Source organism: Streptomyces sp. NRRL F-5123, assembly GCF_000721495.1.
GTDB lineage: Bacteria > Actinomycetota > Actinomycetes > Streptomycetales > Streptomycetaceae > Actinacidiphila.
Map to the genome: position 1 here is coordinate 263,032 of NZ_JOHY01000003.1, position 13,038 is coordinate 276,069.

The 13,038-nt window shown below is 72.8% G+C and carries 11 protein-coding genes; 2 read left to right on the forward strand and 9 right to left on the reverse strand.

Annotation, left to right across the window (positions count from 1 at the left end; translation table 11 throughout):
* Positions 1 to 12 precede the first annotated feature (12 nt).
* The 5 genes from hflX to miaA all read right to left on the reverse strand — a co-directional run bounded on the left by hflX (position 13) and on the right by miaA (position 6,751).
* Positions 13 to 1,509 (reverse strand): GTPase HflX, encoded by a 1,497-nt coding sequence (gene hflX, locus IH54_RS0104840; RefSeq protein WP_031513054.1) that lies wholly within the window; start codon positions 1,507 to 1,509, stop codon positions 13 to 15.
* Positions 1,510 to 1,808: 299 nt separating this feature from the next.
* On the reverse strand, positions 1,809 to 4,022 hold the full coding sequence (locus tag IH54_RS0104845; protein ID WP_031513056.1) for a RelA/SpoT family protein: 2,214 nt from the start codon (positions 4,020 to 4,022) through the stop codon (positions 1,809 to 1,811).
* A gap of 195 nt (positions 4,023 to 4,217) precedes the next feature.
* Entirely contained in the window at positions 4,218 to 5,126 is a 909-nt protein-coding gene (dapF, locus tag IH54_RS0104850; RefSeq protein ID WP_031513058.1) for a diaminopimelate epimerase, read from the reverse strand.
* Between the two features lie 44 nt (positions 5,127 to 5,170).
* The gene (locus IH54_RS0104855; protein WP_031513060.1) at positions 5,171 to 5,722 is read right to left on the reverse strand and encodes a membrane protein; all 552 of its coding nucleotides are present in this window, start codon (positions 5,720 to 5,722) and stop codon (positions 5,171 to 5,173) included.
* A 105-nt stretch (positions 5,723 to 5,827) separates the two neighbouring features.
* Positions 5,828 to 6,751 carry a tRNA (adenosine(37)-N6)-dimethylallyltransferase MiaA gene (gene miaA, locus IH54_RS0104860; protein WP_031513063.1) on the reverse strand — a complete coding sequence of 308 codons (924 nt, stop codon included), beginning with the start codon at positions 6,749 to 6,751 and terminating at the stop codon, positions 5,828 to 5,830.
* A gap of 197 nt (positions 6,752 to 6,948) precedes the next feature.
* Between miaA and IH54_RS0104865 the strand changes: the two genes are divergently transcribed.
* Positions 6,949 to 7,206 carry an antitoxin gene (locus IH54_RS0104865; protein ID WP_052397071.1) on the forward strand — a complete coding sequence of 86 codons (258 nt, stop codon included), beginning with the start codon at positions 6,949 to 6,951 and terminating at the stop codon, positions 7,204 to 7,206.
* A 112-nt stretch (positions 7,207 to 7,318) separates the two neighbouring features.
* Here the strand turns inward: IH54_RS0104865 and IH54_RS0104870 are convergent, their stop codons facing one another.
* Both IH54_RS0104870 and miaB read right to left on the reverse strand, forming a co-directional pair.
* On the reverse strand, positions 7,319 to 8,050 hold the full coding sequence (locus tag IH54_RS0104870; protein WP_031513067.1) for a hypothetical protein: 732 nt from the start codon (positions 8,048 to 8,050) through the stop codon (positions 7,319 to 7,321).
* 45 nt (positions 8,051 to 8,095) lie between these two features.
* Positions 8,096 to 9,586 (reverse strand): tRNA (N6-isopentenyl adenosine(37)-C2)-methylthiotransferase MiaB, encoded by a 1,491-nt coding sequence (gene miaB / locus IH54_RS0104875; RefSeq protein ID WP_031513069.1) that lies wholly within the window; start codon positions 9,584 to 9,586, stop codon positions 8,096 to 8,098.
* A 118-nt stretch (positions 9,587 to 9,704) separates the two neighbouring features.
* Here miaB and IH54_RS0104880 point away from each other — a divergent pair, with 118 nt between their 5' ends.
* A complete protein-coding gene (locus IH54_RS0104880; protein WP_052397072.1) occupies positions 9,705 to 10,721 on the forward strand; it encodes a TAXI family TRAP transporter solute-binding subunit in 1,017 nt (338 codons plus the stop codon).
* A gap of 8 nt (positions 10,722 to 10,729) precedes the next feature.
* Here IH54_RS0104880 and IH54_RS0104885 read toward each other — a convergent pair whose 3' ends face one another.
* Both IH54_RS0104885 and IH54_RS0104890 read right to left on the reverse strand, forming a co-directional pair.
* Positions 10,730 to 12,157 (reverse strand): sensor histidine kinase, encoded by a 1,428-nt coding sequence (locus IH54_RS0104885; RefSeq protein ID WP_031513073.1) that lies wholly within the window; start codon positions 12,155 to 12,157, stop codon positions 10,730 to 10,732.
* Between the two features lie 27 nt (positions 12,158 to 12,184).
* Positions 12,185 to 12,937, reverse strand: coding sequence for a response regulator transcription factor (locus IH54_RS0104890; RefSeq protein WP_031513075.1), 753 nt, complete (start codon positions 12,935 to 12,937; stop codon positions 12,185 to 12,187).
* Between the last annotated feature and the right edge of the window lie 101 nt (positions 12,938 to 13,038).

The following is a 13,038-nucleotide window of genomic DNA, read 5'->3' on the forward strand; positions in this document are numbered from 1 at the left end:
GCGCCCTCGGGGTCAGTGCTGGACGGCGAGGGCGAACGGGGCCAGCTCCGCGGCCAGTTCCTCGTGCACCCGCACCTTGATCAGCGTTCCGTCACCGGTGTGCTCCTCGGAGAGGACCTCGCCACCGGCGTGGACACGGGAGACCAGCCCGCCGTGGGTGTACGGCACCAGGGCCTCCACCTCGACATCCGGGCGGGGGAGCTCGTCGTCGATCACCTGCAGCAGCTCGGCGATACCCCGGCCCGTGCGGGCCGAGACCGCGATGGCGTGTTTCTCGTTGCGCAGCAGGCGTTGGAGCACCATCGGGTCGGCCGCGTCCGCCTTGTTGACCACGACGATCTCGGGCACGTCGAGCGCGCCCACGTCGCGGAACACCTCGCGGACCGCGGCCAGCTGCTCCTCGGGCGCGGGGTGCGAGCCGTCGACCACGTGCAGGATCAGGTCGGCATCGGCGACCTCCTCCATCGTGGAGCGGAAGGCCTCCACCAGGTGGTGCGGCAGATGCCGGACGAACCCGACGGTGTCGGCGAGGGTGTAGAGCCGCCCGCCGGGCGTCTCCGCACGGCGTACGGTCGGGTCGAGGGTGGCGAACAGCGCGTTCTCCACCAGGACGCCCGCACCGGTGAGCCGGTTGAGCAGCGACGACTTGCCGGCGTTGGTGTAGCCGGCGATCGCCACCGACGGCACCTTGTGACGCCGGCGCTCCTGGCGCTTGAGGTCGCGGCCGGTCTTCATCTCCGCGATCTCCCGGCGCATCTTGGCCATCTTCTCGCGGATGCGCCGCCGATCGGTCTCGATCTTGGTCTCACCGGGACCACGGGTGGCCATGCCGCCGCCGGACGAACCGGAGCCGCCACCACCCATCTGCCGCGACAGCGACTGGCCCCAGCCGCGCAGCCTCGGCAGCATGTACTGCATCTGCGCGAGCGAGACCTGCGCCTTGCCCTCACGGGACTTCGCGTGCTGGGCGAAGATGTCCAGGATCAGGGCCGTCCGGTCGACGACCTTGACCTTGACCACATCTTCGAGGTGGATGAGCTGGCCGGGGCTCAGCTCGCCGTCGCACACGACGGTGTCCGCACCCGTTTCGAGCACGATGTCGCGCAGCTCGTTGGCCTTGCCCGAGCCGATGTAGGTGGCCGGGTCGGGCTTGTCGCGGCGCTGAACGACTCCGTCCAGGACGAGGGCGCCCGCGGTCTCGGCGAGCGCAGCGAGCTCCGCGAGGGAATTCTCGGCGTCGTGCACCGTCCCGGAGGTCCACACCCCGACGAGCACCACGCGCTCCAAGCGGAGCTGCCGGTACTCGACCTCGGTGACGTCCTCCAGTTCCGTGGAGAGCCCCACGACCCGGCGCAGCGATGCGCGGTCGTCGCGGTCGAACTGATCGCCGTCCCGGTCTCCGTCGATCCGCGCGCTCCAGGCGACGTCCTCCTCCATCAGGGCGTCGGCCCGAAGGCTCTCGGCGAGGCGCTGGCGATCGTGCGTGGAGGAAGAAAAAGAGGAGGTCATCTGATCCTTTGGTAGCGCGGTTGTGAGTCGGGCACGCGTTTGTGCCGTCATTACGATGGTCGCACGCCGGGCCGCCGCGGTCACGCGGGTTTCCCGGCCGGGGCACCGCGGGGCGACCACTCGGACGAGTGACGCGGGACGAGGATTAGGACCCGTGCGCACCCGGGCATTCACTCAGAGTGATCGACGGTGGGCCGCGACGACCGGTGGCGGCTCCGAGTGAAGGGGTGGGCGCGGTGAGCGACGAGCTGAACGCACGGAGGTACGGCGGGGCAGCCTGTGGTGGGACGACGTCTGAGTCAGCCACGCCGGGTGGTGACGGCAGGGCGCGACCGGTAGACGTCGTAGACGCCCGGCACCGCACGCATGGCGCGCATCAGTCCGGCCAGAGCCCGGGGATCGGGAAGTTCCACGGTGTAGGTGTGCCGGACCCTGAGCTCCTGCGGAGGCTCCACCGCCGCGGAGACGATACCGACCCCCTCGGCGGCGATGGCCTCGGTCAGGTCCGCCAGCAGCCGGGGCCGGCTCAGCGCCTCCGCCAGCACAGTGGCCCGGTAGCCGCCGGCCGGCGTGCCGTCAAGCCATCCGACCGGTACGGGCCTGCGGCCCGCCGCGGCCATCCGCGCGGTGGAGGGGCATTCGGCCCGGTGAACGGTCACGGTGCCGCCGCGGATGACGAAGCCCGTCACCGCGTCGGGCGGGACGGGCGTGCAGCAGCGGGCCAGCCGGACCGTGGCGCCGGGCAGGTCGGCGACCACGAGGGGCAGCTCGGGCCGGGGACCGGACGCCTCCTTGGCCGGGCGCAGCGCCGGGAGCGCCGCGGGCTGCTCGTCGTCGGCGGGGGCCGGATGCAGGGCCAGCCAGCGGCTGATCGCGATACGGGCCGCGGGCGTGGCGGCGTGGTCGAGCCAGTCGGCACCGGGACGCGACGTGGCCGCGTCGTCCAGCAGCAGTTGCAGGCTGTCACCGTCCTGCAGCCGCGTGCTCAGCGGCGCCAGCCGGCCGTTGACCCGCACGCCGATACATCGGTGCCCGTTCTCACCGTGCACGGCGTAGGCGGCGTCGACGCAGCTGGCGCCGGCGGGCAGCCGGACCGTGCCGGAGGCGTCGGCTCCGTCCGCGGTGAACACCGTGATCTCGCGGTCCTGGGCCAGGTCGTCCCGCAGCGCCGTCCAGAAGATGTCCGGGTCCGGCGCGTCGCGCTGCCATTCCAGCAGCCGGGCGAGCCACCCGGGCCGCGACAGGTCCACCTTCCCCCACGCCTCGGCTGCGGAGGCCGACGCTTCGCCGGAGTGCGCCGCGGCAGCACCCGCAGCCTGGGCTACCGCGCCGCCGGAGGAGCGCGGCTGCTCGGCGGCGGCCTGCGGATGGCCGAGCGCGATCACCCCGGTCTCCGCGACCCGGTGCATCTGCCGGGTACGGACCAGGACCTCGGCGATCCGCCCCTGGGCGTCGGCGACGGCGGTGTGCAGGGACTGGTAGAGGTTGAACTTGGGAGCGGCGATGAAGTCCTTGAATTCCGCGATGACCGGAGTGAAGCAGGTGTGCAGTTCGCCGAGCACGGCGTAGCAGTCTGCGGGCTCCCCGACCAGCACGAGCAGCCGTCCGAAGTCGCCGCTCTCCAGCTCCGTCCCGCCGCGTTTGAGCAGCAGACGGTGCACCGAGACGGCGTGCCGCGGCCTGATGGCCACCTCCGCCGCGATGTCCGCGTCACGCAGCACCTTGCGCACGTCCTCGGCGACCGCGGCCAGCGCGTCCGGCCGCTCGGCGTTGGCGGCCATCATGGCCCGGGTGCGGGCGTACTCGGCGGGATGGAGGATCGCGAAGACCCGGTCCTCCAGCTCCGTCTTCAGCGCCTGGACACCCAGCCGCTCGGCAAGCGGAATCAGGACGTCCCGGGTGACGCCGGCGATCCTTGCCTGCTTGTCGGGGCGCATCACCCCGAGAGTGCGGACGTTGTGCAGCCGGTCGGCGAGCTTGATGGCCATCACCCGCACGTCGCTGCCGGTCGCGACGAGCATCTTGCGGAAGGTCTCGGGCTCGGCCGCAGCGCCGTAGTCGACCTTCTCCAGCTTGGTGACGCCGTCGACGAGATGCGTGACCTCGGCTCCGAACTCGGCATGCACCTGATCCAGCGTCACCTCGGTGTCCTCAACCGTGTCGTGCAGCAGCGACGCCGTCAGGGTGGTGGTTTCCGCGCCGAGTTCGGCCAGGATGAGGGTGACGGCCAGCGGGTGGGTGATGTACGGCTCGCCGCTCTTGCGCATCTGTCCGCGGTGCGAGGACTCGGCGAGCACATACGCCCGGCGCAGCGTCTCGATCGCCTCGGAGCCGGCATGCGGGTGCCGGGCGCGGTGGACCTTGATGAGGTGCTCGATCGCACCGGGCAGCCGGTCCCGGGTGCCCGGGCCGAGCAGAGCGGCCCGCCCGAGCCTGCGCAGATCGATGCGCCGCAGGCCGCGTCGCGGGATCTCGGCGGCCTGCCCGGCATCCACTGCGTTGTCTGCGCTCATCGACACCTCCGGCAGCGTGGACCGGCCGCGGAAGCCTCGCACGACCCGCGGGGCCGCGCCGGTGATTGATGCTACCGAGCCCACCACGTGCGCCTGCCACGCTCTCGCCGAGAGTGATCCCCGTCACCCGTTCGAGGGATGGTGTACGGGGATTCCCGGCGGAATGTGCCCCGCGGTGCAAGCGGGGCGGCGAGGTCAGACCGGGAGGATACCGGCCACCAGGGCCGCTTCGGCGACGCCCTCGGCGACGACGACCGCGGGACCGGTCATCTCGATCCGCCCGTCGGTGTTCTCGGTGATCACCAGCCGCCCGCCGGGGACATCGACGGTGTACGTGACCGGGCGGCCCGTCTCCGCGGGGTCGAGGCCGTCGCGGCGGGCCGCGGCGACCATGACGGCGCAGGCGCCCGTACCGCAGGAACGAGTCTCGCCCGAACCGCGCTCGTGGACGCGCATGGCCACGTGGCGGGGGCCGCGGTCGACGACGAACTCGACGTTGGTGCCCGTGGGATAGGCCTCGGCAGGCACGACGCCCGGAGCCCGGTAGAGGTCGCCCGCGTCGTCGAGGTCGGCCACGAAGACGACCGCGTGCGGATTGCCCATGTTGACGTTGAGCGCCGGCCACGCGCGGCTGCCGACCGTGACCGTGACGTCCCCGCCAGGGAAGGCGGCACGGCCCATGCCCACGGTGACGTCGCCGGAAGTGCCGTCGTCGCCGTCCTTGGCGATGTGGACCTGCCGCAGCCCGGCCCGGGTCGCGACGGCCAGGTCGCCGGCCTCGGCAAGGCCCGCACGCTGCAGGTACCGGGCGAAGACCCGCACGCCGTTGCCGCACATCTCGGCGATGCTGCCGTCGCTGTTGCGGTAGTCCATGAACCACTCGGCTCGGTCGGCGAGGGCGGCGGCCTCGGGGTGGGCGGCCGAGCGCACCACCCGGAGCAGGCCGTCACCACCGATCCCGGCACGCCGGTCGCACAGCCGCGCCACCTGGGCCGCGGACAGGTCGAGCAGACCGTCCGGGTCGGGGACGATCACGAAGTCGTTCTCGGTCCCGTGGCCCTTGAGGAAGGTCAGGGCGGCGGTGCCGTGGCGCGCGTCTGTCACATGTCGATCGTACGCGGCCGGCCCCGGAGGGCGGTCGCGGGCGCTCAGCCCAGCCGGGCGACGCGCCAGACCGCGAGCGCGGCCAGCAGGAGGATCAGCACGGCGTAACCGGCGACGTACCGCCAGTCCACCCGGGTGCCCGAGCCGCGTGCCGGCAGTCCCGGCCACGTGTAGCCGACCCGGCGGGCGGCCGTCAGGCCCCATCCGGCCGAGCAGCCGCACAGCAGCAGGCCCAGCATGGCGACAACGGGACCGGCGTCGCCGGACTCGAAGGCGAGGGGGAAGGCGAACATCAGCGACCCGGCCACGGCGAGCGCGACTATCGGGGCGAGCTGCCAGATGCGCAACCGCCGCTGCGGGCGCAACTCGCGGAAGGACTGGCCGCCGTCGAGTGGCAGGGCCGGGTCCATCGCCGCCATCGGGTCGAGGAGGTCCATGGGGTCGCCCAGCGGCTCCAACGGCGGAGGCTCGTCGAGCCGTTCGGTCCGCTCCGCCCCGTCCGACGGGACACCGTCGGTGCTCTGTGACGCATGTGACTCGTAGGAGTCCGCCGTCGAGTCGCGCCCCTGGGGGGTTTCGCGTGGGCCGAGTGCCATCGCCACGCGCCCTCCCGAGTCTCCGACACCGTAGCTGGTTGCTTGATGATGGCACGTGCAGAGGGCTCGTCCCGGACGCCGGAGCGTCCCGATGCCATCACGTGATCAGGCTGTGACCGCTTCCTCGACCAACGTCAGCGCCCGGTCGGACAGTTCCGCGCCCTGGGCCGTGAGCCACTGCACACGGTGGTCCCGGCGGAACCACGAATCCTGCCGCCGCGCGAAACGTTTCGTGGCCCGGGCGGTCTCGGCGCGCGCCTCGTCCTCGGTGCACTCCCCCGCGAACGCGGCCAGCACCTGCTGGTAGCCGAGCGCGCGCGAGGCCGTGCGGCCCTCGCGCAGCCCGGCGGCCTCCAGCGCACGGACCTCGGCCACCAGACCGGCCTCCCACATCCGGTCCACCCGCCGCAGGATGCGCTCGTCGAGCACGGGGCGGGGCACGTTCACGCCGATCTGCACGGTGCCGTAGACCGGTTCCTGCGACTCGGTGCCTGGAAGGCTCGCGGTGAACGGGCGGCCGGTGATCTCGACCACCTCCAGGGCACGCACGATCCGGCGGCCGTTGCTGGGCAGGATGAGCCGGGCGGCCTCCGGGTCGACGTCGGCGAGGCGGGCGTGCAACGGGCCGGGCCCGTCCTCCGCCAGCTCTGCCTCCAGCCGGGCCCGTACCTCCGCGTCGGTGCCGGGGAATTCCAGCGGGTCGATCGCGGCGCGCACGTACAGCCCCGAGCCGCCCACCAGCACCGGAACCCGGCCTGCCGCATGCAGGCGGTCGATCTCGGCCCGGGCCATCCGCTGGTAGTCGGCGACATTGGCGGCCTGCGTCACGTCCCAGATGTCCAGCAGGTGGTGCGGTACGCCCTGCCGTTCGGCGGTGGTGAGCTTGGCCGTTCCGATGTCCATGCCCCGGTAGAGCTGCATGGAGTCGGCGTTGATCACCTCGCCGCCCAGTTCCCTGGCAAGCGCGACGCCCAGGTCGGACTTTCCGGCCGCGGTGGGACCGACGACGGTGATCACACGGTTCTTCACCCGGCAATCCTCCCAAACAACCGGCGTGCCCTGTCGCGGTACGGATCACCGCCCGGCAGCGCACGGCCCTGGGCGCGAGTATGGTCGAAGGAACGGGGAGGGCGTATTGCGCCGCTCAGCCCGCTTTGCACCGTCGTCGCCGCGAAGCGGCGGAGCCGCCGCCCTCATCGCCCCAGCGTCCAGGGAAGGTAAGCCAGATGAGCTTCATGGACACGTTGAAGGACAAGCTCGGCATGGCCAAGGGCAAGGCCGGGGGTCTCGCGCGGCAGCACGGCGACAAGATCGAGTCGGGGATCGACAAGGCCGCGCAGGTCGCCGACTCGAAGACCGGCGGGAAGTACTCGGACAAGATCAGCTCCGGGGCCGGCAAGGCCAAAGGCGCCGCTCAGAACCTCAGCGGCAAGGGCGACCGCGGCGGCCAGGCAGACCAGTCCGGCCAGTCCGGCCAGTCCTGATCACTTCGCGCCCCCGGAGGCCTGCGCCCCGGGCGGCGTACCGGACCGGACAGCCGCGGAATTCCACCTTCCGCGGCTCGTCCACTTCCCACGCCGTACCGGAAGCCCGGCGCTACGTCCAGCAGGCCACGAAGTACCCGACGCCGTAGGGCGCGCCCTCGTGGAGCAACTGGCCGCCCAGGTGCGCGTCCGCCGCAGCGCCCGCCAGTACCTGGAAGGGCGCGCGCCCTGCCACCCGCAGGTCCGCCGCGAGCGCTGCGTCGAGGCCCGCCAGGGCGTCGGCGTCCGCGGTGGCCAGGGCACCCGACAGCGCGGCGTCGAAGTCCTCGGCCCGCTCGTCCAGGTAACCCGGTGCCTTGACCGTCCGGCATGCGCTGCCGTCGCCCATGACCAGCAGTGCGACCCGCTCGGCGGAAGCGGCGGCGGCTCGTCCCTCCGCCGCGCAGCGTCCGGGATCCAGCGCCTCCCCCACGGCCAGCCCGGTCGTCTCCCCGGCGCTCCAGCCCCGCAGCAGCCAGGCGGCCACCGCGAGCGACGGCGGCAGGGGCGCGTCGTCGGCCGCAACGGTGCCCGGCTCGTCCGCGGCGCCCGGCGCCAGGCCCAGCCGTACGTCGAGCGCGACGCCGAAGACCCGGAAGCCGCCGCGCGCACCGGCGGGGAAGGCGCGGCTTCCCGCTCCGTCCTCGGGCCCGACCACCACCAGCCGGTCGGGCCGGGAGGCAGCCAGCAGTCCGACGGCGTCCGTACAAGCCTCCCGCAGCGCGTCCAGCTCGGGCGCGGCACCGGCCGCCACCTCGGGGACCAGCAGCGGCGGGCAGGGACAGACGGCGGCGGCAACCAGCATGATCGACACCCTACCGCCGGGCCCCGACAGCGGCCCCGGACCGCGTCAGCAGACGGAGCAGCCGTCCGCTGCAGCGGCGGGCACGGACGCCGGGGCGCCGATCGCCGGCATGCCCAGCATGACCCCGGCCGGGGCCTGTGCGGCAGCCGCCGTGCGCCGCTCCCACGCGTCGCCGGCGCGTGTGCGCCGCACGGCCTGCGCAGGGCGCTCGGCGAGCAGGTGGTGCGGGGCGGCGTAGGTGATCTCGACCGTGACCATGTCGCCGGGCCGGACCGGCTGCCCCTCGGGGCGCTCGAAGTGCACGAGGCGGTTGTCGGGCGCGCGCCCGGACAGCCGCCGCGTCGCCTCGTCCTTGCGGCCCTCGCCTTCCGCGACGAGCACCTCGACGGTGCGGCCCACTTGCTTCCTGTTCTCCCCCCAGGAGATCTCCTCCTGCAGCGCCACCAGGCGCTCGTACCGCTCCTGGACGACGGCCTTGGGGATCTGCCCGTCCATCTCGGCAGCGGGGGTGCCGGGCCGCTTGCTGTACTGGAAGGTGAAGGCCTGGGCGAAGCGCGCTTCGCGCACGACGTGGAGGGTCTGCTCGAAGTCCTCCTCGGTCTCGCCCGGGAAGCCCACGATGATGTCGGTGGTGATGGCGGCGTCCGGCATGGCGGCGCGCACCTTCTCGATGATGCCCAGGTACCGGTCCTGCCGGTAGGAGCGGCGCATCGCCCGCAGCACCCGGTCGGAGCCGGACTGGAGCGGCATGTGCAGCTGGTGCATCACGTTGGGCGTCTCGGCCATGGCCGCGATGACGTCGTCGGTGAAATCCCGCGGGTGCGGGGAGGTGAAGCGGATCCGCTCCAGGCCCTCGACCGCGCCGGTGGCCCGGAGCAGCTTGCCGAAGGCCTCACGGTCGCCCATGTCGGAGCCGTACGCGTTGACGTTCTGGCCGAGCAGCGTGACCTCGATCACGCCCTCGCCGACCAGCGCCTCGACCTCGGCGAGGACGTCGCCGGGCCGGCGGTCCTTCTCCTTGCCGCGCAGCGCGGGCACGATGCAGAAGGTGCACGTGTTGTTGCAGCCCACGGAGATCGCCACCCACGCGGCATAGGCCGACTCGCGGCGCGAGGGCAGCGTCGAGGGGAAGGTCTCCAGCGACTCGGCAATCTCCACCTGCGCCTCGTCGGCGATCCTGGCCCGCTCCAGCAGCACCGGCAACTGTCCGATGTTGTGGGTGCCGAAGACGACGTCGACCCAGGGCGCTCGCTTCACGATCGTGTCGCGGTCCTTCTGCGCGAGGCAGCCGCCGACAGCGATCTGCATTCCCGGCCGAGCAGCCTTCTTCGGCACGAGCTGTCCGAGGTTGCCGTAGAGCCGGTTGTCGGCGTTCTCCCGCACCGCGCAGGTGTTGAAGACGACGACGTCCGCGCCGTCCGAGCCCTGGGGCGCCCGGACGTAGCCGGCGTCCTCCAGGAGACCGGACAGCCGCTCGGAGTCGTGGACGTTCATCTGGCACCCGTAGGTGCGGACCTCGTAAGTACGCGCGCTCATAACAATGAACCAGAGTACGTGCTCTCCCGGCCGCGCCGCCTCCCGCTTGTGGACAACTCCCGGCGGCCGGGCGGCGGCCCTTCCCCCGCACCGCCGCCGCCTGGCAGGATCCCTGGCCATGGACCGTCGCGTACTTCGCCTGTTCTGGCCGCGGGGCCGCCGGGCCAGCCTGCGGCGCGGTGTGCAGGGCGGGCTGGGCGCGGCCCTGGCGCTGGCTCTGCTGGTCTGGTGGCTGGTGCCGTCGGACGGCCCGTCGTATCCGCACCGGCCGGTGTCCTTCGCGACCGGCGTCGCCAACGGCGTCTACGAGAAGTACGGGATGCTTCTGCAGGGCGATCTGCGGACGGCGCTGCCCGGGGTGCGGGTCACCCTGGAGCACACCGAGGGCTCGGTCGACAACATCAAGCGGGTCGCCTCCGGCCGTTCGGACTTCACGATCGCCGCCGCCGACGCGGTGGCCAGCTACGGCGGGCCGGGCAAGTCGCGACTGCGCGCCGTCGCCCGGCTCTACGACGACTACATGCAGCTGATCGTGCCGCGCGACTCCCCGGTCCGGTCGATCCGGGACCTGCGCGGCATGACCGTCGGCGTCGGCCAGGCCGACTCCGGGGTCAGCCTCATCACCCACCGGCTCTTCAAGGCCGCGGGCATGGACATAACCAAGGACGTCACCGCGGTACCTGTCGGCATCGACCAGGCACCTGCCATGCTGCTCGGCGGCAGGCTCGACGCGTTCTTCTGGTCCGGCGGACTGCCGACGGCCGCCATCACGGCCATGGCCACGCCGGTGGCGCGGATCAGGCTCGTCCAGCTCGGCGACCTGGTGGCGCCGCTGCACGCGATGGGGTCGGAGATGGCGTACTACCGCCAGGCCGCCATGCCGGCCGACGCATATCCCTCGGTGCAGGACGACAAGGCGGTCCCCACCGTCGCGGTGCCCAACCTGCTGATCACCACCGACCGGGCGGACGCCGGACTGGTCGAGCGGCTGACCCGGGCGGTGATCGACAGCCGGGACGCGATCGGCACCGTGGTGCACGCGGCCCAGCTGGTGGACCTGCGCACCGCGGTCTTCACCGACCCGCTGCCGCTGCACCAGGGCGCGGTGCGCTACTACCGCTCGGTGAAGCTCTGAGGGCCCCCTCAGGGCGCGGGAGCCGTCCGCGGCACCGTGAGGGTCACCCGGAGCCCGGTGGGCTCGTGGTGCCCGTACGCGATCGCGCCGCCGCCCTGCCGCAGCAGGGACCGCGCGATCGACAGGCCGAGCCCGGAGCCCTGCACGTTCTGGTGCCGCGGGCTGCGCCAGAACCGGTCGCCGATCCTCGCCAGTTCGTCGTCGGCCAGGCCCGGTCCGCCGTCGGTGACCACCACGGCGGCGGCGTCACCGCCGGCCTCCACCACGACGCCGACCCCGGCTCCCGCCGGGGTGAACTTGATCGCGTTGTCCAGTACGGCATCCAGCGCACTGGACAGGGCCACGGCGTCCGCCCACCCGGTCACCCCCGCGCCGTCCGGCGGCGGCCCGGCGAAGTCCAGCCCGACGCACGCCCGGTCGGCCACCGGGCGCCACGCGGCCGTACGCGTACGGACCAGGGCCCCCACGTCGATCATTTCCGGACGGCCTCCCGAGCTCTCGGCGACGGCGAGGCCCAGCAGGTCGTCGAGCACCTGGGCCAGCCGCAGGCCCTCCTCCTTGACCGCCTCGGCCTCGGTGTGGCCCTCGGGCAGTTCCAGGCCCAGCAGCTCGATCCGCAGCAGCAGCGCGGAGAGCGGGTTGCGAAGTTGGTGGGAGGCGTCGGCGACGAAGGCACGCTGCTGGTCGAGCACGGCCTCGACGTTGTCGGCCATCTCGTTGAAGGAGCGAACCAGCCGGCGCAGCTCGGGCGGCCCGCCGGTCGCCCGGACCCGGGATTTCATCCGGCCGGTGGCGATGTCGTGGGTGACCCGGTCCAGTTTCGCGACCGGCAGCAGCACCCAGGCGGTCAGCCGCACCGCGCACAGCACGGCGATGACCATGGCGGCGAACTCCCCGGCCGCGAGCAGCATCCATCCGTGCAGGATGCGCGAGCGCAGGGCTCCGGTGGGGGAATCGGTCACGACGACCGCCACGACGTCGCCGTCCCGCACGATCGGCGACGCAATGGCCAGCCTGCGGTGCTGCCACGGCCAGACCTGCGCCGGGTCGTGAGCGCGCCGGCCCAGCAGTGCCGACTCGTAGGCGTCGTAGAGTTCGCCCTCCGCCGGCAGCCGCCACTTCTCGGGCGCCTCGGCCATGGCGGCGCTGTCGCGGTAGAAGACACCGGCACTGATGCCGTACAGCTGCTGGTAGCGGGCGAGTTCCGTGCGCAATGTATGCAGCCTCTCGCCGTCCACGCTGTCGACCATCGACTGCTCCTCGTTCCGCGCGGTGACGAACTGGGCCAGCGCGGCGAAGCGCGTGGTGTCGTCGATCCGGTCGACGACGACGCGCTGCTGCTGGGCGGCGGCCTGGCTGACGGCGAGCGGGATGCCGAGGGCCAGCAGGACACCCGCCATCAGCACGATGAGCAGCGGGAGCAGTCGGGAACGCACAGTCGGGAACCGGGGGCGCGGGGCGGGTCAGCCGGCCGGCGGGACGACGAGCCGGTAGCCCACGCCGCGCACGGTCTCGATCATGGCCGGGACACGGAGTTTGGACCGCAGGGACGCCACATGGACCTCCAGGGTGCGGCCTGTACCCTCCCACGCGGTACGCCACACCTCGCTGATGATCTGCTCGCGACGGAAGACCACTCCGGGGTGTCCGGCGAGCAGCGCCAGCAGGTCGAACTCCTTCCGCGTCAGCACGACCGCTTCACCCTCGACGGTGACCCTGCGGGTGGCCGGTTCGATGGCCATCGGCCCCAGCTGCAGCCGGGTGCGCGGTGCGGGGGGCGCAGCGGTCTGCGCCGTGCCGCCCGGTGTACCACCGCCAGGAGCAGGTGCGCCGACGCTCTCCGGGCGCAGCGGCGGGCGACGGCTGACGGCGTGGATGCGGGCGAGCAGCTCGCCGGTGTCGTACGGCTTGACGACGTAGTCGTCGGCACCCAGGTTGAGGCCGTGGATGCGGGAGCGGACGTCCGCGCGTGCGGTGACCATGATCACCGGTGTCGCGGTCCTGCGCCGGATCCGGCTGCACACCTCGAAGCCGTCCTGGTCCGGCAGGCCGAGGTCGAGCAGGACGCAGTCGAACGCGGGCCCGCCGTCCGGCAGCAGGGCCTGGATCGCCTCCTCGCCGCTGCGCGCGTGCCTGACGTCGAATCCGTGCTTGCCGAGGAGCGCCGAGACGGCCGCGGCAACCCGGTCGTCGTCCTCCACCAGCAGCAGCCGCATCTGTGCCACTCCTCCTTCTGTCGCCTGCGCGTCCGGCGGGGGCACCCGGCTCGCCGGGCGGACGACGCCCGGCGTACGGTACGCGCCGGTCCCCTTCGCTT

What these genes read in the sequence shown, in the direction of transcription:
- hflX (WP_031513054.1), bottom strand. Translation starts at nt 1,509, where the DNA reads ATGACCTCCTCTTTTTCTTCCTCCACGCACGATCGCCAGCGCCTCGCC.
- IH54_RS0104845 (WP_031513056.1), bottom strand. Translation starts at nt 4,022, where the DNA reads ATGAGCGCAGACAACGCAGTGGATGCCGGGCAGGCCGCCGAGATCCCG.
- IH54_RS0104855 (WP_031513060.1), bottom strand. Translation starts at nt 5,722, where the DNA reads ATGGCACTCGGCCCACGCGAAACCCCCCAGGGGCGCGACTCGACGGCG.
- IH54_RS0104865 (WP_052397071.1), top strand. Translation starts at nt 6,949, where the DNA reads ATGAGCTTCATGGACACGTTGAAGGACAAGCTCGGCATGGCCAAGGGC.
- IH54_RS0104870 (WP_031513067.1), bottom strand. Translation starts at nt 8,050, where the DNA reads ATGCTGGTTGCCGCCGCCGTCTGTCCCTGCCCGCCGCTGCTGGTCCCC.
- miaB (WP_031513069.1), bottom strand. Translation starts at nt 9,586, where the DNA reads ATGAGCGCGCGTACTTACGAGGTCCGCACCTACGGGTGCCAGATGAAC.
- IH54_RS0104880 (WP_052397072.1), top strand. Translation starts at nt 9,705, where the DNA reads ATGGACCGTCGCGTACTTCGCCTGTTCTGGCCGCGGGGCCGCCGGGCC.
- IH54_RS0104890 (WP_031513075.1), bottom strand. Translation starts at nt 12,937, where the DNA reads ATGCGGCTGCTGCTGGTGGAGGACGACGACCGGGTTGCCGCGGCCGTC.